This window comes from Candidatus Nitrotoga sp. BS (assembly GCF_927797785.1).
Taxonomy (GTDB): Bacteria; Pseudomonadota; Gammaproteobacteria; order Burkholderiales; family Gallionellaceae; genus Nitrotoga.
Genome location: NZ_CAKMLL010000040.1, coordinates 35,436 through 55,402, shown reverse-complemented (window position 1 = coordinate 55,402; position 19,967 = coordinate 35,436). Strand labels below are relative to the sequence as shown.

The following is a 19,967-nucleotide window of genomic DNA, read 5'->3' as shown; positions in this document are numbered from 1 at the left end:
AACGCAAAACACAGCAAATTCGATTACAGAGATAGGGGATTTTTAGAGGTGCCCTGAAGATGAAACCGAGCCGACAAAATACTTCCTCACTACCACCCCAAGCTACGCCACACTGGAGAAAATGGTATTTGTCACCAAGATGCGCTGGCGTACCGAGCGGGACTATCAGGACTTGAAACAGGGCGTCGGACTGAGTGTCACTTCGCAGGAAGGAGGTGGCGCTGGGTTCACCATCACGCCACGCTGAGCATTACAGCTTATTGATTCCTGATGACGAAACGACTCAAGGCCGGACGCGATAGCAGCGGTAAAAACTTCGCCGAACGCCAAGTACCTGCCGTTCCCAAAGCGTACATCCCTCGGGACAGCCCAGCTGCGCGCAGCGTCACATACCTGACTCGATCACAACACTACGCCTGTACTTGAGTGTCGCTCGCGCAAGTGCTTTGGGACATTACCTACATTGCAAATTAGGTAGCGATATGCTGCGGATAGAGCGTGATACAACGTAATTTAAGGAATGGATCAAGCAGGTGATTGAGGGCCTCAAACTTATGTTACTTGATTACATTCAATACTTGCTTCAGATAAGTGCCAGTCACGCTTTCCAAATTGGCAGCGATGTCTTTTGGCGAGCCTTGCGCAATGATAAGTCCGCCGCCTTCACCGCCCTCAGGCCCGAGGTCTATTATCCAGTCGGCGGTCTTTATTACGTCGAGGTTATGTTCGATTACTACGACGGTGTTTCCTTGGTCACGCAGCTTCTGAATGACTTTTAGAAGCAGAGCGATATCATGGAAATGCAGGCCGGTTGTGGGTTCGTCCAGGATATACAGAGTACGTCCGGTATCGCGCTTGGAAAGCTCAAGCGACAATTTGATACGTTGCGCTTCGCCTCCAGATAGTGTGGTCGCGCTTTGCCCCAATGTAATGTAGCCGAGCCCCACGTCGAGCATCGTTTGTAATTTACGTGCAATGATTGGTATCGGCTTAAAAAACTCATGTGCATGCTCCACTGTCATCTGCAAAATCTGGTGGATGTTTCGACTTTTGTATTGCACCTCTAGCGTTTCGCGGTTGTAGCGCATGCTGTGGCACACGTCACATGGCACATAAAGGTCGGGCAGGAAATGCATTTCAACCTTGATCACACCATCACCTTGACAGGATTCGCAGCGTCCGCCTTTTACGTTGAATGAGAATCGCCCCGGACCATAGCCGCGCTCGCGCGATTGCGGCACGCCGGCGAATAGCTCGCGGATGGGAGTAAACAAGCCGGTATAAGTGGCGGGGTTGGAACGTGGGGTGCGTCCGATAGGCGATTGATCTACGTTAATAACTTTGTCAAAAAATTCCAGCCCGTCGATTTTTACGAACGGCGCAGGCTCGGCGTTGCTTCCGTACAAGTGCTGTGCGACAGCCTTATACAGCGTGTCGTTGATGAGGGTGGACTTACCGGAACCAGACACGCCTGTTACGCACACCAGCAGGCCGACAGGTAAATCAAGTGTGACTTCTTTCAGATTGTTGCCACATGCGCCTTGAATTTGCAGCATGCGTTCCGGATCGGGGAGGAGATATTTTTTTGGTGCTTCAATGTTGCGCCGACCGGAAAGATAATCACCCGTCAGTGATTGCGGGTTGGCACACACTTCTTGCGGCGTGCCTTGCGCGACGATCATGCCCCCATGCTCACCCGCACCGGGACCCATGTCCACTACGTGATCAGCAGCATGGATGGCATCCGCGTCATGTTCTACCACGATTACACTGTTACCCATGTCGCGCAGGCGTTTCAGCGTACCCAGCAAACGATCATTGTCACGCTGATGCAGGCCGATGGAAGGTTCGTCTAATACATACATCACACCAGTCAGGCCCGAGCCAATTTGCGAAGCTAGGCGGATGCGCTGTGATTCGCCGCCAGACAGGGTCTCTGCCGAACGATCTAACGAAAGATATTCCAAGCCAACGTTGTTGAGGAAAGTAAGGCGGCTGGCAATTTCATGCACGATTCTTTCCGCAATGGCCTGCTTGTGACCTGGTAGCTGCACCTGCTGAAAGAATGTGAGCGCTTGCTTCAAGGGTAATGCACTAAGCTCGTAAATGGCATGGTCTGCGATACGCACGTTGCGGGCCTCCAAGCGCAGGCGCGTACCCTTGCATTCAGGGCAGACGCAGGTGTTGAGATGTTTCGCAAGCTCCTCGCGCACGGCAGGTGACGTGGTTTCTTTGTAGCGCCGCTCGAAATTATTAACGACGCCTTCGAATGCATGCTCGCGTAGCGTGGGTTTGCCGCGCTCATTGAAATAGCTAAATGGGATTTCTTCCTTGCCGCTACCATACAAAACAATTCCCTGTATTTTTTCCGGCAGGCTTTCGAACGGACGTTCCAGATCAAAATCGTAATACTTGGCCAAGCTGTCCAGCATCTGGTAATAAAACTGATTGCGCCGATCCCAACCTTTTATTGCCCCAGAGCTTAATGATAATTGTGGGAAAGCCACAATTCGTTTCGGGTCGAAGAAACTGGTACTGCCCAACCCGTCGCATTTCGGGCAGGCACCCATCGGGTTGTTGAATGAGAACAAGCGCGGTTCCAGCTCAGGCAATGAATAACTGCAGATTGGGCAGGCAAACTTAGCTGAAAAGATATGCTCTTTGCCACTATCCATTTCCACTGCTAATGCGCGTCCGTCGGCATGACGCAATGCAGTCTCGAATGATTCCGCCAAGCGTTGCTGATTGTCTGCGTTGGCCTTCAGACGATCCACCACAATTTCAACAGTATGTTTCTTGTTTTTTGCCAGCGCGGGCAGTTTATCTATCTCGTGCACGGTACCGTTTACGCGTAGCCGCATAAAACCTTGCGCACGCAACTCGTCAAACAAATCGACTTGTTCGCCTTTGCGCTCAATGACCAATGGAGAAAGAATCATGATGCGCGTGTCTTGCGGCAGTTGCAGCACATGATCGACCATCTGCCCAACGCTTTGGGCCTGTAACCCCAGATCATGCTGTGGGCAATAGGGGTCACCTGCACGCGCAAACAGCAGGCGCAGGTAGTCATGAATTTCCGTCACCGTGCCAACGGTAGAACGCGGGTTATGCGAGGTGGCTTTTTGCTCTATGGCGATAGCAGGTGACAAACCTTCGATCAAGTCTACATCTGGCTTTGCCATTAATTGCAAAAACTGGCGCGCGTAAGCAGAAAGTGACTCGACATAGCGTCGTTGCCCCTCAGCATATAAAGTATCGAAGGCTAGGGAAGACTTGCCGGATCCTGACAATCCGGTAATAACCACAAGTTGATTGCGCGGCAAATCGAGGCTGATGTTTTTCAGATTGTGCGTGCGTGCGCCACGTATTTTGATACTGTCCATGCCGGTTACCGTAGGTTGCGCTAAACCTGCTAATATACGCGATTTTTCGCGCTTTCAATACTTCAATATGGAACACAAGCCTGATTCAATGACTCAACTTGAGCGCCGCGCCAGCATGGGCTTAGCCGGTATTTATGGTTTGCGCATGCTGGGGCTGTTCATCATTCTGCCGGTATTTGCGCTGTATGCCGCCGAGCGACTGCCCGGCGGTGAAAACCATATCTTGATTGGCATTGCCCTCGGTGCTTACGGTTTGACCCAGGCTGTATTGCAAATTCCAGCTGGCTGGATTTCCGACCATTACGGGCGCAAACCTGTGATCTATGCTGGACTTCTTCTATTCGCTATCGGTAGTTTTATCGCAGCTTCGGCAGACAACATTTATTGGGTCATTGCTGGGCGCGCAATCCAGGGTGCGGGCGCAATTAATGCTGCAGTGATGGCGCTAACCGCCGATCTGACACGCGAGGAAGTCCGCACCAAGGCAATGGCGATGATAGGTATCACCATTGGTATTACATTTTCGATATCGCTGGTGCTGGCACCGATGTTGTATCAGGCGATAGATGTGCCCGGAATTTTTGCACTAACTGGCGTATTGGCTCTTCTGGCCATGTTGTTTGTGGCCTTTATAATTCCTAATCCTGCTATCACGCGCTTTCATTCTGGTTCCGGGGCGAGCAGCAAACGATTTGGCGATGTGCTGCGAAACATGGATTTGCTGAGGCTCGATTTCGGCATTTTTTCCTTGCATGCAATTCTAATGTCGGTATTCATGCAAGTGCCATTCGTACTAAAAAAGAATGGGCTGGAAATTGCGCAACATTGGCAAGTATATCTGCCGGTTATGTTGCTAGCCCTCGTATTGATGGTGCCACCCATAATAGTCGCCGAGAAAAAAGCAAAGATGAAGCAGGTGTTTATGGGCGCGATTGCACTGGCAGCGCTAGGACAATTATCATTAATGCTAATGCAGAACAGTGTATGGGGCGTAATGCTGTCGCTGTTGTTGTTCTTCACAGCATTTAACGTATTGGAGGCAACATTGCCTTCCATGATCAGCAAGATTGCCCCGCTAGCGGCTAAGGGAACGGCGATGGGCATATATAGCAGCGTGCAATTTCTCGGCGCATTCCTAGGTGCGATTGTGGGCGGTTTTCTGATGCAATATTATGGTGGCAATGCTGTGTTTGCATTTGCAGTAGGTTTGTTATTGCTGTGGTTGCTAGTTGCCAGCACCATGCAGCCACCTGCAGCGGTGCGTACCAAAATGTACCCATTACCTGAAATGGATGGGCGCGCGGGCGCTGTTTTACAACAACGCCTGGCGCAATTAAATGGGGTACGCGAAGTAATGGTGGTACCAGCCGAAGGTATGGCTTGCCTTAAAGTAGATATGAGTGGCTTTGACGAAATCGCGGTAGAAAATTTAGTAAAAGGAGAATGACATGTCTGTAAACAAAGTAATTTTAGTGGGGCGGCTGGGCAAGGATCCTGAAACGCGTTACATGCCCAATGGCGAAGCAGTGACCAATGTTACGTTGGCAACCTCAGAAAACTGGAAGGACAAAAGTGGCGAAAAACAAGAAAAAACAGAATGGCATAACTTGACTTTCTACCGTCGCCTGGCAGAAATTGCCGGAGAGTATCTGAAAAAAGGTTCGATGATTTACGTTGAAGGCAAACTTGCCACGCGCAAATGGCAGGATAAAGAAGGCAAAGACCGCTATACCACCGACATCATTGTCAATGAAATGCAGATGTTGTCCAGTAAGTCTGGCAGCGGTAATTTTGACATGGCGAATAATCCAGCTGCATCATCACCATCTGGTGCACCTGCTACCAGTAAACCGGCACCGGTCAAGAGTGGTGGTTTCGATAACTTCGATGACGACATACCATTCTGAAAATACCATGACTGCATTGTAAATGCATCAAAATTAAGCCCCTGCAAACAGGGGTTTAATATTTATACCCGTGCTTATTAGTGATCACAAGTACGTATAAGATGCACTGACGGCCCATGCAGTCGCATGGTATAGCGCATGTCACGCAGGCAGCGTTTTGGTTTACGCGAAAAGTTTAGTTTGCAGGTCGCTTCGATTAGATCCTCTGGCCAGCATCAATTCAGTTCAGGATACTGTGGGTGCTAACCGGATAAGCATGATTCCGACAATGCAAATTAACACATATAAATATACACATTAAGCTAATAAGCAACTACTTAAAGCTCATGGCGTGACAATGTTCACAAATTATCCAAACATTTTCCAGGTGGAACGATTTGCTGGCCGATGCCCCGCACGCGAAGGGAAGGAAAGGGAAGCAACCATGTATGACCAAGAGCTCCTGAAAATTAAGCTGTAACTATTAGATTATTTTGTAGCAGGTGCGCTAACGGATGATGCTGCATCCACCTTAGCCCGCTCTTTAGCGGCCTGCTTCATAGCATATTCTGCTTCCGGAGCTATGTAGTTTTCATCATGCTTAGCCAGCACCTCATCCGCACGGAACACTCCCCCAGGCTCAATCTTTCCATGTACCACCACCCCTTTCCCTTCCTTGAAAAGATCGGGCAAGAAACCCTTGTACACAACCGGCATACTCTTAGCGGTATCGGTTACGCTGAAATGTACTGTCAAACCATCGGCCTGTCGCTGGACACTATCCACAACAACCAATCCACCCATGCGGAAACCGCGCCCCTGTGGCGCCTCTTTGTTAAACACTTGGGTCGGGGTAAAGTACAAGCTGATATTATTCGTCAGTGCATATAACACTAAACCTGTAGCAGTAGCCAAAGCAACGAGAGCAAGAATTATAAATACAAATTTTCTCTGACGCGGTTTCATGATATTTTATTTCCAATATTAATATTATTTCAGTTTAAATATTTTTATGAATTGACACGGCTTTGGTTGCTTCGAGTTGGTTTTGTAACATTTTGTTCCATCGGGTAAATGAGTGCTCCACATTTGTGTTTGCATCGACAGGAATTCTTGTCCAATTCGAAGAGTTTTTCGCAATCATCGCACGAACTGCTTAAACGATCAGGATAGCTTACAAATCTAGCCTTGAAACGTTACGTCATAAATCTTCTGCATTACCCATCAGGTGCAATTGCTGCAAGATAAGCGCTCTTCTGTGGCGCACCATCACAATTTCAACAATGAATACCAGCAGTGCCATGCCGAACGAACCCCATATGTACCAAGCATAGCCATTCATGGCAAAAAATTCACCCCAGTTCATCGCTTAATCTCCATGAGCTCAGATACCCACTGGGTTTTGCTTTCGCGCTCTAAAATGATGCTACGCACACGTAGTAAAGATACCGCAATGGCATATAGCCAGACCGCTAGCATCATGGTGTACATCCCCTGCTGCATAGCCACATGCATACTAGTGCCGGTGAGCTTGACTGAAGCTCCTTGATGCAAGGTGTTCCACCATTGCACTGAAAAATAGATGATAGGAACATTAACCGAGCCTATTATGGCGAGTAGTGCGCTGGCTCGGTCGGCACGACGAGGATCATCAATCGAGGCATGCAACGCGATAAAGCCAAGATAAAGAAATAGTAAGATAAGTTCAGAAGTCAGTCGCGCATCCCATACCCACCATGCACCCCACATCGGCTTGCCCCACAACGCGCCAGTCCATAACGAAAGAAAGGCAAGCAGCGCGCCCGTAGGTGCCAGCGCAGAAGCCATCATGGAAGACAAGCGCGTATTGAAAATCAGACCTAGCGCGGCATAACCTGCCATGACCAGATAAATAAACATGGATAGGATAGAGGCAGGCACATGTATGAACATGATGCGATAAGCTTCGCCTTGCTGGATATCAGTCGGTGCCACAAAAAAACTGATATAAAGACCCGCAACAAACATGATTGCGGCCGAGCATGCGAACCACGGCACCATCTTACCTGCCGCCTTATAAAAGGAACTCGGCGAGGAATATTTAAACCAGTTTATAGCCAATATCTACTCAATTAAAAATACGCAATGTGCTTTATTCCATCGAAATACGCAGAGCGAGAGCCGTAACCCATGGTGTAAAGATCAATGCCATCACCAGTAGCGCGCCTAGCAACGATAAATGAGAACTCACACTTGTGCCACTTACAACGGCCTCCGCTGCCCCTGCTCCAAAAATCAACACTGGGATGCACAATGGCAACACCAGTAGCGACACCAGCGCCCCGCCGCCGCGCAGCCCCAGAGTCAGCGCCGCACCGACCGCACCTACCATACTGAGTATCGGCGTGCCAAGCAGTAGCGCAACAATCAATACCCCTATGGCCTGCGTCGTCATATCAAACTGCAAGCCCAGCACTGGAGCCATAATTACCAACGGCAAACCGGAGACCATCCAGTGCGCCAAAATCTTAGCTAACACGAGTACCGACAGCGACTGCGGTACTAGCATCATCTGCTCCAGAGTACCATCCAGATGATCCGCCGAGAACATACGACCCAGTGATAGCATTGAAGCTAGCAAAGCCGCCACCCAAATTACGCCGGGAGCCATTTTGCGCAACATATCCATTTCGGGACCCACACCTAGAGGAAACAGGCTGACCACTATGATGAAGAAAATCAGTGTCGTCAGCACATCGGCACGACGCCGCATAGCCAGCACTAGATCGCGACGAATCACTAGGCTTAACAAACCAATCAACGACAACTTGTTCATGACAACGTAAGCCGCCGCGTTGCAACTCCCACCACTTCCAGTGGCTGATGAGTTGTGTAGATTACCATACCGTTATTCACAAGATGCTCGCCAATCAAATCCTGCATCAGCTCAACCGCGCCCACATCTAGTGCAGTGAGCGGCTCATCCAGTATCCATAAAGAGGCATTGCAAAGCAGCAAACGCGCCAATGCCACGCGCCGACGCTGCCCCTGTGACAGTACTTTGACCGATAAAGTTTCCCGGCCGCGCAAACCCATACGACGTAACGCAGCGATTACCTGTTTGTCGTCCACCTTGCAGCCAGCCAGCCCAGCGCCAATACGCAAGTTCTCAAGCGCATTCAATTCATCCTTGATGGCATTCAAATGGCCAAGATAAATCATCTCAGCATAAAATTGATCACCCAACTCACGGATGTTCTGCCCACGCCAACAAATCTCGCCCGCAACAGGCATCATAAAACCGCATAAAGTACGCAGCAGGCTGGTTTTGCCGCTACCGTTGGCACCCTGCACCTGTAGCAACTCGCCTGCTGACAGAGAAAAATTCAGATCAGAAAATAGCAGATGATCTCCGCGACTACAAGCAAGATTGCTAATTTCCAGCATTACGTGATCAGTTTTCGCTCAATATAAAATAGCGCGGAATTGTATACGATTGCACCAGTGCATGTTAGCCAAAAAATTAAGGTGACTACTACTGCGATATATCGCAAGTTAGATTCATGGAAAAATATGGATTAGGGGAAGCGTATTAACCACCCAATTATTTTTGGTAACGATTCACTGCATTGTTGTGTTCATTTAATGTATTCGAAAATTGTGAACTTCCATTTCCGCGCGCCACGAAGTACAGTGCATCGGTTGAAGCCGGGTGAAGAGTTGCTAGTATCGAAGCTAGCCCTGGCAGTGCAATCGGAGTGGGTGGCATGCCTGCGCGGGTATAGGTGTTGTACGGCGTATCAGCTAGTAAATCACGCTTGCGCAAATTGCCATCGAAATTCTCCCCTAACCCATAAATTACGGTCGGATCAGTTTGCAGCAGCATGCCCTTGCGCAGACGGTTGATAAATACTGCCGCTACCATGCCTCGATCACTTGCCTGCCCCGTCTCTTTTTCCACAATAGAGGCCAAAATTAACGCTTCATAAGCTGACTTAAAAGGCAAATCTGAGGCACGGTCTTGCCAACTTTTCTGCAAATGTACTTGCATAGTTTTGTAGGCGCGCGTAAGCAAGGCTAGGTCGCCTGTGCCTTTAACGAAATAATAGGTATCGGGGAAAAATTGCCCTTCCGCATACGCCTCCATTGCGCCGATACGCTGCAGAATCTCCGATTCGGACAGGGCCACGCTATCATGCCGTATGGCTGGATTGGCATTCAATGCTGCGCGGAATTGATTGAACGTCCAACCTTCAATTACGCTGAACTTACTCTGGGCAGTTTGCCCTTCTGTCACGATAGCTAACAATTGCAACATCGTGACCGCAGTTTCCAGCTCATAGTTACCAGCCTGTATCTGTGTAGATTTACCCAACATGCGCGCCAACAAGACAAACATCCAATCGTTTGGCAACGCACCAGCCTGTTGCATTTGCAGGGCAGCAGTCTTCAGACTGCTGCCCTGCTTGAGGGAAAATTCCAAAGGAAGCGTGGAAAAGGTCAACGGACGAATAACATAATATCCAATAGTACTCGCTAGCAGCATAGCCATAAGCATCACGATGAGCAACAAACGTTTAATCACGCGCACAGTTCAGCCATTCTTGCACTTGCATGGAAATCGGGAAATGGCTCCAGTCAATGCCTGATAGCTCACGCACAGGCCATAACCCAATCACGCTATTCACTATAAATATTTCGTCCGCAACAAGCAATTCCGCCAGTCCAAACTGCCTGACACAACACGGTACGCCATGCATGTTAGCCCACTCTATCACGCGTTCACGCTGTATACCAGCCACGCCACAGCTCGACAAATTCGGTGTAAACAATTCACCGTTCCGGACCATGAACAAATTGCTGCGTATACCTTCAATCACATTACCAACAATATCCAGCAATAGCCCTTCTGCGATGTCCGGGTCACTACACTCCGCAGCAGCGAGAATATTTTCCAAACGGTTCAGGTGCTTAATGCCAGCCAGTTTCGATTGATGTGCCAAGCGTAAATCGCATATTCGGAGTCTGACACCGTGCGAATAATTTCTGCCTGGACAGTCAAGTGGAGGAGCGAGACTCAAGATACGTTTCGAAATCATGTTTTCAGCTGGAGTATAGCCGCGAGCCGTTTGTTCGCCGCGTGTGATGATAATTTTGGCCACACCATCGGACTGATGTTCAATCAAACTCCGCAACTCTTCAAACAACAGCGCATATTCTGGGCAAGTGATGCGCAATGCAATACAATCCTGTTGCAACTTGCGATAATGACGTGGCCAACACTGTATGTATCCATCGAGCACACGCAGCGTACGGAATACGCCATCCCCATATAGTAACCCGCGGTCGTGGATACTAACCTGATCTCCCGGCACGCCATTAATCAGCATGTGGCTCCCTGATGAGATGTGCAAGCGTTTTAAAGCTTACGAAACACCAAAGTAGAATTGGTGCCGCCAAAGCCGAATGAGTTAGACATGGCAACATTAATTGTCATGTCGCGCGCAATATTGGGCACATAATCCATATCACATGCCTCATCTTGCTCGAAAATATTTATGGTAGGTGGGGCAATCTGATGGTAAATGCTAAGTGCTGAAAATATAGCCTCTACGCCGCCCGCAGCACCCAGCAAATGCCCTGTCATGGATTTGGTGGAACTGACCTTGACCATTTTCGCATGTTCGCCCAAGCAACGCTTCATTGCCATAGTTTCAGCCAAATCGCCCAGCGGGGTGGAAGTGCCATGCGCATTAATATAATCCACCTGATCCACATTAAGTCCAGCATTACGCAAGGCATTATTCATACAGCGCGCGGCACCCTCGCCGTCCTCGCGTGGTGCGGTCATGTGGTATGCATCGGCACTCATGCCATAACCCACCACTTCGGCATAAATTCTTGCACCACGAGATTTGGCATGTTCATGTTCTTCCAGAACTAAAACTCCAGCACCCTCTCCCATCACAAAGCCATCGCGCCCTTTGTCCCATGGACGGCTAGCGGTAGCAGGATCGTCATTGCGAGCGGAAAGCGCCCGCGCAGAAGAAAAGCCCCCCAACGCTAGTGCACAAATTGACCCTTCTGAGCCGCCTGCAATCATAATATCGGCATCACCATATTCGATCAACCTGGCAGATTCGCCTATGCAATGAGTGGCTGTGGAACAGGCTGTCACCATGGACAGATTTGGTCCTTTAAAGCCATACTTAATGGACAGATTGCCAGAAATCATGTTTATAATTGTACCGGGAATAAAGAACGGTGAAATCTTGCGTGAACCTGCCGCCAGATAGTCGTTATGGCTATCTTCAATCATCGGCAGCCCACCGATACCAGATCCAATATTGACACCGATGCGTTCGGCATTTTCTTCAGTTACCTCGATCCCGGCGTCTTTAATTGCTTCTATACCAGCTGCCAGGCCGTAATGAATAAATAAATCCATACGTCGAGCATCCTTAGCTGAGATGTATTGGTTCACATCAAACCCTTGCACCTCTCCGGCAATCTGCGACGTAAATAGACTGGCATCAAAACGGGTGATGCGGGTAATTCCAGATTTGCCATCAATGATATTTTGCCATGCTTGGGTAATTCCTGTACCAACAGGCGAAACAATACCCAAGCCAGTAATGACGACTCTGCGTTTTGCCAAACTGAACTCCGTTATTTTAAGGGAAAAGCGAAAGAATGAATTACTTGGGATGATCGTTAACGTAATCGACCGCCTGTTGCACTGTAGTGATTTTTTCAGCGTCTTCGTCTGGAATTTCGCATTCGAACTCTTCTTCCAGCGCCATAACAAGTTCAACTGTATCCAATGAATCGGCACCCAAATCATTAACGAACGAGGACTCATTCTTCACTTCAGTCTCGTTTACACCAAGTTGTTCAGCAACTATTTTCTTGACGCGTTGTTCGATATTAGACATGTAACTCTCCCTACTCTGGTTAAAGTTCAAAAAAGCCTTGGCATTCTACCAAGCTTACATCAAATTCCCAACTAGCCGCCTCTTCCAATATGGAATGAATCTTAGATTGAATCAAACTATGGATCTATGTTCAGAAGCTTTAGTATCACTCCAAACAAAAAGGCGGATCATGCGTACTCCCTCCCACTGCTACATAATCTCTTTCGTGAGTCACTACGTGGGGGGGCTGGAAGTTTTTTTTCGAAAACTGAGCAGCAACAGCACATAACCAGATAGGGCGTAGCATAAGAAAAGCACAAACAATACTCCGGGCGGATAGCTGAAAATCAGTATAAAAAATAACGCAACCAAGATAATGACGGTAAACGGAACGCTCTTGCGCATATTGAAATCTTTGAAGCTGTAGAAGCGCACGTTGCTCACCATACTCAAGCCGGCAAATACCGTGATGGCGACAGCATACCAACGTGCCTCTTGGCCGCTATAATGGTTATCTAGCACCACCCAAACGAAGCCTGCGATCACTCCAGCAGCAGCAGGGCTGGGCAGACCTTGAAAAAAACGCTTATCTACCGTTTCAATATTAGCGTTGAAACGTGCCAGCCGTAATGCCGTGCCAGCGCAATATATAAAAGCTGCGAACCAACCCAATTTACCTAAGTCCTTAAACGCCCATTCATACATAAGCAAAGAGGGTGCCACACCGAACGAAACCATGTCGGACAAACTATCATATTCCGCTCCAAATTCACTTTGGGTTCGGGTCAATCGCGCCACGCGACCATCCAAGCCGTCTAGCACCATAGCAATAAAAATTGCGACAGCAGAAAACTCAAACTTGCTATTCATTGCCTGCACGATAGCGTAAAAACCGGCAAACAACGCCGCTGTAGTCAATAAGTTGGGTAGCAGGTAGATACTGCGCCTGCGCAGATTCATCGGCTTTCTGTCATTCGGGTCAGTCATGATTTTGAAAGACTCTCATCATATTGGCCTTTAGCTCTTGGTCAAAACCGCCAATATCGTAGTAGTTGCCTGCACTTTATCACCAATAGCCACTTTTACGGTAGCCGTCAGTGGCAGGTACACATCCACGCGCGAGCCGAAACGGATGAAGCCATATCGCTGGCCACGTGTCAGAACACTGCCTTCTTTTACGTAACAGAGTATACGGCGCGCGATCAACCCAGCCACTTGCACACTGGTTACGTCTTGCCCATCAGCTCTTTGAATCCATACGGCATTGCGCTCATTTTCCAGCGAAGCCTTAGCCAGATCAGCATTCACGAACTTGCCAGGGAAATATTGGATGCGCTTTACCAAGCCATCTATGGGACTACGATTGGAATGCACATTAAATACATTCATGAATACGCTTATCTTGATGGCATCGCGCTGAACATAGGGATCCTGCGTGCGCTCCACCGCGACAATGCGGCCATCAGCAGGTGATAACACTGCATCGGCATCTTGTGGAATTTCACGCGGCGGATCGCGGAAAAATTGCAGCACAAATAGTGCCACTAACCAAAACAGGAGCGACCACATACCACCGCCCAAGTATGATACCAAACTTGCGATGGATACGGCGATAGCCAAGAATGGCCAACCTTCGCGGGCAATGATTGGGTGGGGATAATTAGACATTAGAAGGGAGAAACGAAGAGTGAATTTTAGATGCAGGATTAAAGAACAAAAAAGTGTAGCTTAGGATTGAGAGCGGTCCAGAACTTACCATTCAAACTCTCAATCCCAGCCCCCATCATTCCTAGTTCTTGCTTTGGTCAACCAACTTATTTTTGCTAATCCAAGGCATCATGGCACGCAATTGGGCACCCACCATCTCGATCGGATGCGTGGCGTTAAGACGGCGACGCGCAGTCATCTCAGGATAGTTGGTACGACCCTCTAAGATGAACTGTTTGGCATACTTACCAGTCTGGATATCCTTCAAACAGTTACGCATGGCCTCTTTGGTATTATCTGTAATAATCTTTGGGCCAGTGACGTATTCGCCATATTCCGCATTATTTGAAATGGAATAGTTCATATTGGCGATACCACCTTCGTACATCAAATCGACAATTAACTTCAATTCATGCAAGCACTCGAAATAAGCCATTTCCGGCGCATAGCCAGCTTCCACCAAAGTTTCAAAGCCAGCCTTCACCAGTTCCACGGCACCGCCACACAACACGGCCTGCTCGCCAAACAGATCTGTTTCCGTTTCTTCACGGAAATCAGTCTCGATCACCCCTCCCTTGGTGCCGCCTATAGCTGCGGCATAAGATAGTGCGATGTTTTTGGCCTTGCCAGACTTGTCCTGATATACAGCAATCAAAGATGGCACACCTCCACCCTTTAAATATTCGGAGCGAACTGTATGACCGGGGCCTTTTGGCGCTATCATAATTACGTCCAAATCGGCACGTGGAATGACTTGGTTATAGTGAATGTTAAAGCCGTGGGCAAACGCCAACGTAGCGCTTGTCTTCATATTTGGCGCAACTTCAACGTTATAAACGTCAGGGATATTTTCATCAGGCAACAGCATCATGACCACATCCGCATCTTTTACCGCCGTCGCGACTTCCATAACCTTATGCCCAGCCGCTTCAGCTTTTTTCCAAGAAGCACCACCCTTACGCAGGCCGACGGTTACATTGACACCAGATTCCTTTAGATTCAAGGCATGAGCATGGCCTTGTGAGCCGTAGCCGATAATGGCCACTTCTTTACCCTTGATTAGAGACAGGTCTGCATCTTTGTCGTAATAAACTTTCATGTTGGCCTCTTTAAAAATAATCATATAGTTAAAAAATTAAAATTTTAAAATGCGATCGCCGCGGCCAATACCCGACGCGCCTGTACGCACTGTTTCCAGAATTAGATTACGGTCAATGGCCTGCAAGAAACTTTCCAATTTGTGACCGGTACCGGTTAGTTCAATGGTGTAAGTTTTGTCAGATACATCGATAATGCACCCACGGAAAATATCCGTCATGCGCTTCATCTCCTCACGCACTGCACCCACCGCACGCACTTTCACCAACATTAACTCGCGCTCCAGATGTTCGCCTTCGCTCAGATCCATCACCGCGACTACTTCAATTAGCTTGTTGAGCTGTTTGTAAATCTGCTCGATCACTTCGTCAGAACCACTGGTTACTATAGTCATGCGCGACAGGGTGGCATCTTCTGTGGGTGACACAGTGAGCGACTCGATGTTGTAGCCGCGCGCTGAAAACAACCCGGAAACACGCGATAATGCGCCCGCCTCATTTTCCATCAACAAGGAAATAATATGCCGCATTACAAATCCTCCGCCAGAATCACTTCAGACAAGCCTTTACCACCCTGCACCATGGGGAACACGTTTTCAGTCTGGTCCGTTATAAAATCCATGAATACCAGTTGTTGTTTACGCTCAAATGCTTCTTTCAATGCTGGCTCCACATCCGATGGCTTCTCAATGCGCATACCAACATGACCATAAGCTTCCGCCAGCTTCACGAAATCGGGTAGCGCATCCATATAGGATTCGGCATAACGGTTGCCATGGAAGAACTGCTGCCACTGGCGCACCATCCCTAGATAACGATTATTCAGCATGATAATTTTGAGCGGTAATTGAAACTGTTTGCAGGTGGAGAGCTCCTGAATACACATTTGGATACTGCCTTCGCCAGTAACGCAAGCAACTTGCTCATTTGGGTGAGCAAGCTGCACGCCCATTGCGGCGGGCAAACCGAAGCCCATGGTGCCCAGTCCGCCGGAATTAATCCAGCGACGCGGCTTATCAAATTTGTAGTATTGCGCCGCCCACATCTGATGCTGTCCGACATCGGAGGTGATGAAAGCATCGCCCTGGGTAACTTCATACAGCTTTTCGATTACGAACTGCGGCTTAATTATCTCATCCGAATTTTTATAGACTAAGCTATTCTTGCAGCGCCATTCCTTAATTTGCGCCCACCAAGGCGCAATCGCCTGCTGATCGGGCTTTTCCTTGCTACCGTGCAATTCTGCCAGCAGATCGCCCAACACATGTGCCACATCACCTACGATAGGCAAATCCACCTTCACCCGCTTGGAAATGGAGGAAGGATCAATGTCGATATGGATGATCTTGCGTTTTTCCTGATTAAAGTGCTTAACATTGCCAACCACCCGATCATCAAAGCGCGCTCCCACGGCCAGCAACACATCACAATACTGCATCCCCATGTTTGCCTCGTACGTGCCATGCATGCCTAACATTCCAACAAATTGTTTGTCTGTCGCCGGATAGCCCCCCAAACCCATCAAGGTGTTCGTACAGGGGAAACCCAACAAATGCACAAGCTCGGTCAACTGCTTAGACGCATCAGCAAGAATCACGCCGCCGCCCGCATAAATCATCGGCCTTTTGGCTGCTAGCAGCAACTGCAATGCACTCTTGATCTGCTCCATGCAGCTATGCTGCGCCGGATGATAAGAACGGATATTCACCGATGATGGATAGCTGAACTCTGTCTTTTGATTGGATATATCTTTTGGAATATCCACCAGCACCGGCCCAGGGCGGCCACTTTTGGCGAGATAAAATGCCTTTTTAATGGTATTGGCGATTTCCTTAACATCTTTAACCAGGAAATTATGCTTCACACAAGGTCGCGTTATGCCGACAGTATCCACCTCCTGAAAAGCATCTTCACCGATGGCATAAGTCGGCACTTGGCCACTGATAATTACCATCGGAATAGAATCCATATAGGCAGTAGCAATGCCTGTGACTGCATTAGTCACGCCGGGGCCAGAGGTGACTAACGCGACCCCGACCTTGTCAGTGGAACGTGCGTACCCGTCGGCAGCATGTACTGCGGCCTGCTCGTGACGAACTAATATATGTTTAACCTGGTCTTGAGTGAACAACGCATCATAAATGTGCAAGACCGCACCACCAGGGTACCCGAACACATATTCGGCTCCCTCTTCCTGCAAACACCTAATGGTTATTTCCGCGCCCGTCAGTTCCATGTCAAACTACCTTAGCAAACAATAATTAAAGAACCGTGCAAGATAAAGGTTAGCCGCATTTTGGTCAACCCCTACGCTAGGGTTGGATTAAAAATTATCTATTGATTTATGGTTAAATTTGTTAGTATTCAACACTCATTCATTTAGTAGCATTTATTGAATTATTAGCAATATCCAAATTGCAATGTTGTTCGTAAATATATTTGCACATACAGACTAACGACATATAGCGCCATATAATTTTTTCGCACCTCGAATTTGGAATTTTTGTAACCTTTTATTTTTCAAGGTTACACAGTAGTTACCACTCATTAGGGGAGTATTTCAAACTGGCCAGCCACGACGAACTTTCCAAATTTCTCGCTGCAACCGAACGTCGCGCATACAAGCAGGCGCTATTTTCAATACGCGACGAAACTGTAGCGCTAGATATCGTTCAGGACTCCATGCTTAAACTTGCTGAAAAATATGGTGGTAAGCCCGAAAATGAATTGCCCATGTTATTTCAGCGTATCCTGCAAAACACCATTCGCGACCATTGCCGAAGACAGAAAGTCCGTTCCAAGTGGGTTTCTCTAATGTCTTCGCTCGTTCCGCAACACGAGGAAGCGGATTATGAGCCACTGGATAGCCTTCAGGATGAAGACAACAACAGCCAAGGTCTTGCTCCTGACGCATCGTTTGAGCAATCCCAACTTATTGCTCTGATTGAAGAAGCATTAATTATTCTCCCTGCACGTCAACGTGAGGCCTTTCTGTTGCGTTACTGGGAGGATAGGGATACTACAGAAACAGCAGCGATCATGGGTTGCACGGAGGGCAGCGTCAAAACACACTGTTCGCGCGCTACCCATAGCCTCGCGGCCATTTTAAGAAAAAAAGGAGTTCACTTGTCATGAAAGAAGAGGAACTAAGCCATGAAAATATTAAACAATTGCTAAACCGCTCTGTCGCTCAGCTTGAACGACCTACGCTGACACGCCTGCAGCATGCACGGGAACAAGCCTTGGCACGCTATGACGAATGCTGTGGAGAGTCGGTGTCTGCTCGGGCTGGACATGTTATATGGCACGCTTTCGACGCGCGACACAAATCGCGCTGGTGGGCTACCACTTTGCTGGTTGCGACCATTCTGTTCAGCGCTACAGTTTATTGGAATCAAAATGCAAAATCCGATACTGCTGATGTTGATATTGCCATTCTGACTGGTGAGCTACCTATACACTTTTACGTTGACTAATTCAAATCATGTACTTGATCCGCCATCGCCTGTTCGCATTTAGCGTCGCTGTACTTTTGTTTCTGCCAGCGATAGCTGGGGCACAGGCATGGGAGAGTCTCACTCCAGTGCAACAAGAGGCACTAGCTCCGCTCTCTAAGGAATGGAATACACTGCAAATACAGCAGCAGCAACGTCTTATCAATTTAGCGAAACACTACCCAGAGCTTGATGCAGTGCAGAGAAAACGCTTGCATAATAGACTGGATAAATGGAGCAAACTGACACCTGCACAGCGTGACCGTGCCCGCGAAAAATTCCAAGCAGTTAGAAAAACTCATTAGGGAAAGGCTATGTCGCACTCACCTGTGCCAGTCGAGGTACCGCCTATCATCGACTTACCTGCGGTAACATTAACGGGCGGTGAGCGCCCTCTTCATATTGGGCGATTGTCTTGTACGGGTGTGCCACATCCTCATTCAAACTTATTAATCAATTTATTGAGATTAATTCGACCTGCTGTGCATTTCACTTGGCAAACCATAATCAATCGTTTCCCCCGTGACAGTCGCGCACCACAACATCGGTATTTGTTCTGCTGAAATCCATCTATTGACGCTTTGCCACCACGTTTTCTGGATGGTATTTAGGGTGCTGCCCTTAGACGCCATGTCGCAAGTGTTGAAAAATCGACTGCGGGAGCATCAGAAACCAGTTGCAAAAGACTTTCAACTCTATGGCAGCATACTTGCTTCGTGGCTCCACGCCATTACTTATCTCCGGCACTGGGTCGCCCACCATCAGCGTCTGTGCAACCATAGCTACACTAAAAGCCGATTGCCGCCAAGCGATATGCCATCGAACTGGCGACCCAAGCCAATTTTGCACTCGGGCAGCATCGATTGAAGTGTGTTGAAAGTGGTGTTGCTTGATTCTGATTGGAGCTACCGTCTGCCTGTCTTACTGGCGAACCATGCAAACCACGTACAAATCGCCTTGGGTTTGAACCGAATTGGCAACAACGCGTACTTTGGTAGCGCACCATGAACGTTAACAGAATAAAATCTGGCAACCGTTGTGCATACTTAATTGCTATCAAACTTACGGAATTTCACCCGTACCTGTGTATATGCGCGCGACTTGTGAAAACGACCCCATGAATGCGTTTCAGTAGCTGATAGAATGCTCTCGCAGAACTCTTCACCTAACACCCTGCAAAAGCGATTGACGGTGCATGTTCGATAAATAACCATAAAGCAAAGCGATAGAGCGGCTTTCAGGTTATCTTGCTGTGGTGGTGCAGGTTAAATGGCTATCTTCCGAGCAAGTAGAAAGAAGGCTGCCTCTTTAAAATAGTCGGACTCCGCTAAAACCGTATTCACAGAACGTATGATGAAACTCATAGTGTTTAAAATCTTAAATGCACCGGCTAAAGCTGGTGGTTTTTACCAATTGATAGAAAATAAATTGAAGAAATGGAATTACAATTATTCAATAACTACCATGTTCCGCAAAAACATATAATTGCACTAATATTGTTATGTAA

General features: G+C 48.2%; 21 protein-coding genes and 1 pseudogene. 7 read left to right on the top strand and 15 right to left on the bottom strand.

From position 1 onward, the window contains the following. Positions 1–52 precede the first annotated feature (52 nt). Positions 53–426, top strand: a pseudogene (locus MJ769_RS03980) (hypothetical protein); the annotation flags it as partial. 131 nt (positions 427–557) lie between these two features. Here the strand turns inward: MJ769_RS03980 and uvrA are convergent. Next, the gene (gene uvrA / locus MJ769_RS03975; RefSeq protein ID WP_239234534.1) at positions 558–3,383 is read right to left on the bottom strand and encodes an excinuclease ABC subunit UvrA; all 2,826 of its coding nucleotides are present in this window, start codon (positions 3,381–3,383) and stop codon (positions 558–560) included. An 88-nt stretch (positions 3,384–3,471) separates the two neighbouring features. On the opposite strand from uvrA, the gene MJ769_RS03970 reads away from it, so the two are divergent. After that, positions 3,472–4,830, top strand: coding sequence for an MFS transporter (locus tag MJ769_RS03970; protein WP_239234537.1), 1,359 nt, complete (start codon positions 3,472–3,474; stop codon positions 4,828–4,830). Between the two features lies 1 nt (position 4,831). Continuing rightward, on the top strand, positions 4,832–5,290 hold the full coding sequence (locus MJ769_RS03965) for a single-stranded DNA-binding protein (RefSeq protein ID WP_239234533.1): 459 nt from the start codon (positions 4,832–4,834) through the stop codon (positions 5,288–5,290). Positions 5,291–5,758: 468 nt separating this feature from the next. On the opposite strand, the gene ccmE is transcribed toward MJ769_RS03965, so the two are convergent. From ccmE to MJ769_RS03895, 14 genes are all read right to left on the bottom strand, one after another. Next, positions 5,759–6,235: a cytochrome c maturation protein CcmE gene (gene ccmE, locus MJ769_RS03960; RefSeq protein ID WP_239234532.1), complete on the bottom strand. Its 477-nt coding sequence runs from the start codon at positions 6,233–6,235 to the stop codon at positions 5,759–5,761. A gap of 235 nt (positions 6,236–6,470) precedes the next feature. Beyond that, positions 6,471–6,635, bottom strand: a complete 165-nt coding sequence (gene ccmD, locus MJ769_RS03955) for a heme exporter protein CcmD (RefSeq protein ID WP_239234531.1) — start codon at positions 6,633–6,635, stop codon at positions 6,471–6,473. Next, a complete protein-coding gene (ccmC, locus tag MJ769_RS03950; RefSeq protein WP_239234530.1) occupies positions 6,632–7,369 on the bottom strand; it encodes a heme ABC transporter permease CcmC in 738 nt (245 codons plus the stop codon). The genes ccmD and ccmC overlap by 4 nt, the downstream gene beginning before the upstream one ends. A 31-nt stretch (positions 7,370–7,400) precedes the next feature. Beyond that, positions 7,401–8,084, bottom strand: coding sequence for a heme exporter protein CcmB (ccmB, locus tag MJ769_RS03945; protein WP_239234529.1), 684 nt, complete (start codon positions 8,082–8,084; stop codon positions 7,401–7,403). Next, positions 8,081–8,695 (bottom strand): cytochrome c biogenesis heme-transporting ATPase CcmA, encoded by a 615-nt coding sequence (gene ccmA / locus MJ769_RS03940; protein ID WP_239234528.1) that lies wholly within the window; start codon positions 8,693–8,695, stop codon positions 8,081–8,083. The genes ccmB and ccmA overlap by 4 nt, the downstream gene beginning before the upstream one ends. Positions 8,696–8,852: 157 nt before the next feature. Continuing rightward, complete coding sequence (gene mltG, locus MJ769_RS03935; protein ID WP_239234527.1) at positions 8,853–9,839, bottom strand: endolytic transglycosylase MltG; 987 nt, start codon at positions 9,837–9,839, stop codon at positions 8,853–8,855. Further along, on the bottom strand, positions 9,826–10,638 hold the full coding sequence (gene pabC, locus MJ769_RS03930; protein WP_239234526.1) for an aminodeoxychorismate lyase: 813 nt from the start codon (positions 10,636–10,638) through the stop codon (positions 9,826–9,828). The genes mltG and pabC overlap by 14 nt, the downstream gene beginning before the upstream one ends. 29 nt (positions 10,639–10,667) lie before the next feature. Further along, positions 10,668–11,906: a beta-ketoacyl-ACP synthase II gene (gene fabF, locus MJ769_RS03925; protein ID WP_239234525.1), complete on the bottom strand. Its 1,239-nt coding sequence runs from the start codon at positions 11,904–11,906 to the stop codon at positions 10,668–10,670. 40 nt (positions 11,907–11,946) lie between these two features. Next, complete coding sequence (gene acpP, locus MJ769_RS03920; protein ID WP_239234524.1) at positions 11,947–12,183, bottom strand: acyl carrier protein; 237 nt, start codon at positions 12,181–12,183, stop codon at positions 11,947–11,949. A 213-nt stretch (positions 12,184–12,396) separates the two neighbouring features. Next, entirely contained in the window at positions 12,397–13,149 is a 753-nt protein-coding gene (gene pssA / locus MJ769_RS03915; RefSeq protein WP_239234523.1) for a CDP-diacylglycerol--serine O-phosphatidyltransferase, read from the bottom strand. A gap of 30 nt (positions 13,150–13,179) precedes the next feature. Further along, positions 13,180–13,830 carry a phosphatidylserine decarboxylase gene (locus MJ769_RS03910; protein ID WP_239234522.1) on the bottom strand — a complete coding sequence of 217 codons (651 nt, stop codon included), beginning with the start codon at positions 13,828–13,830 and terminating at the stop codon, positions 13,180–13,182. 121 nt (positions 13,831–13,951) lie between these two features. After that, a complete protein-coding gene (ilvC, locus tag MJ769_RS03905; RefSeq protein ID WP_239234521.1) occupies positions 13,952–14,968 on the bottom strand; it encodes a ketol-acid reductoisomerase in 1,017 nt (338 codons plus the stop codon). Positions 14,969–15,004: 36 nt separating this feature from the next. Continuing rightward, positions 15,005–15,496 (bottom strand): acetolactate synthase small subunit, encoded by a 492-nt coding sequence (gene ilvN / locus MJ769_RS03900; RefSeq protein ID WP_239234520.1) that lies wholly within the window; start codon positions 15,494–15,496, stop codon positions 15,005–15,007. Then, on the bottom strand, positions 15,496–17,202 hold the full coding sequence (locus tag MJ769_RS03895; RefSeq protein WP_239234519.1) for an acetolactate synthase 3 catalytic subunit: 1,707 nt from the start codon (positions 17,200–17,202) through the stop codon (positions 15,496–15,498). The genes ilvN and MJ769_RS03895 overlap by 1 nt, the downstream gene beginning before the upstream one ends. A 329-nt stretch (positions 17,203–17,531) precedes the next feature. Between MJ769_RS03895 and MJ769_RS03890 the strand changes: the two genes are divergently transcribed. From MJ769_RS03890 to MJ769_RS14675, 4 genes are all read left to right on the top strand, one after another. Continuing rightward, positions 17,532–18,101: an RNA polymerase sigma factor gene (locus MJ769_RS03890; RefSeq protein ID WP_239234536.1), complete on the top strand. Its 570-nt coding sequence runs from the start codon at positions 17,532–17,534 to the stop codon at positions 18,099–18,101. Next, positions 18,098–18,442, top strand: coding sequence for a DUF3619 family protein (locus tag MJ769_RS03885; protein WP_239234518.1), 345 nt, complete (start codon positions 18,098–18,100; stop codon positions 18,440–18,442). Before MJ769_RS03890 ends, MJ769_RS03885 begins: the two co-directional genes overlap by 4 nt. 8 nt (positions 18,443–18,450) lie before the next feature. Beyond that, entirely contained in the window at positions 18,451–18,765 is a 315-nt protein-coding gene (locus tag MJ769_RS03880; RefSeq protein ID WP_239234517.1) for a DUF3106 domain-containing protein, read from the top strand. Positions 18,766–19,060: 295 nt separating this feature from the next. Then, on the top strand, positions 19,061–19,327 hold the full coding sequence (locus MJ769_RS14675) for an Abi family protein (RefSeq protein ID WP_445083063.1): 267 nt from the start codon (positions 19,061–19,063) through the stop codon (positions 19,325–19,327). The last annotated feature ends 640 nt before the right edge of the window (positions 19,328–19,967 follow it).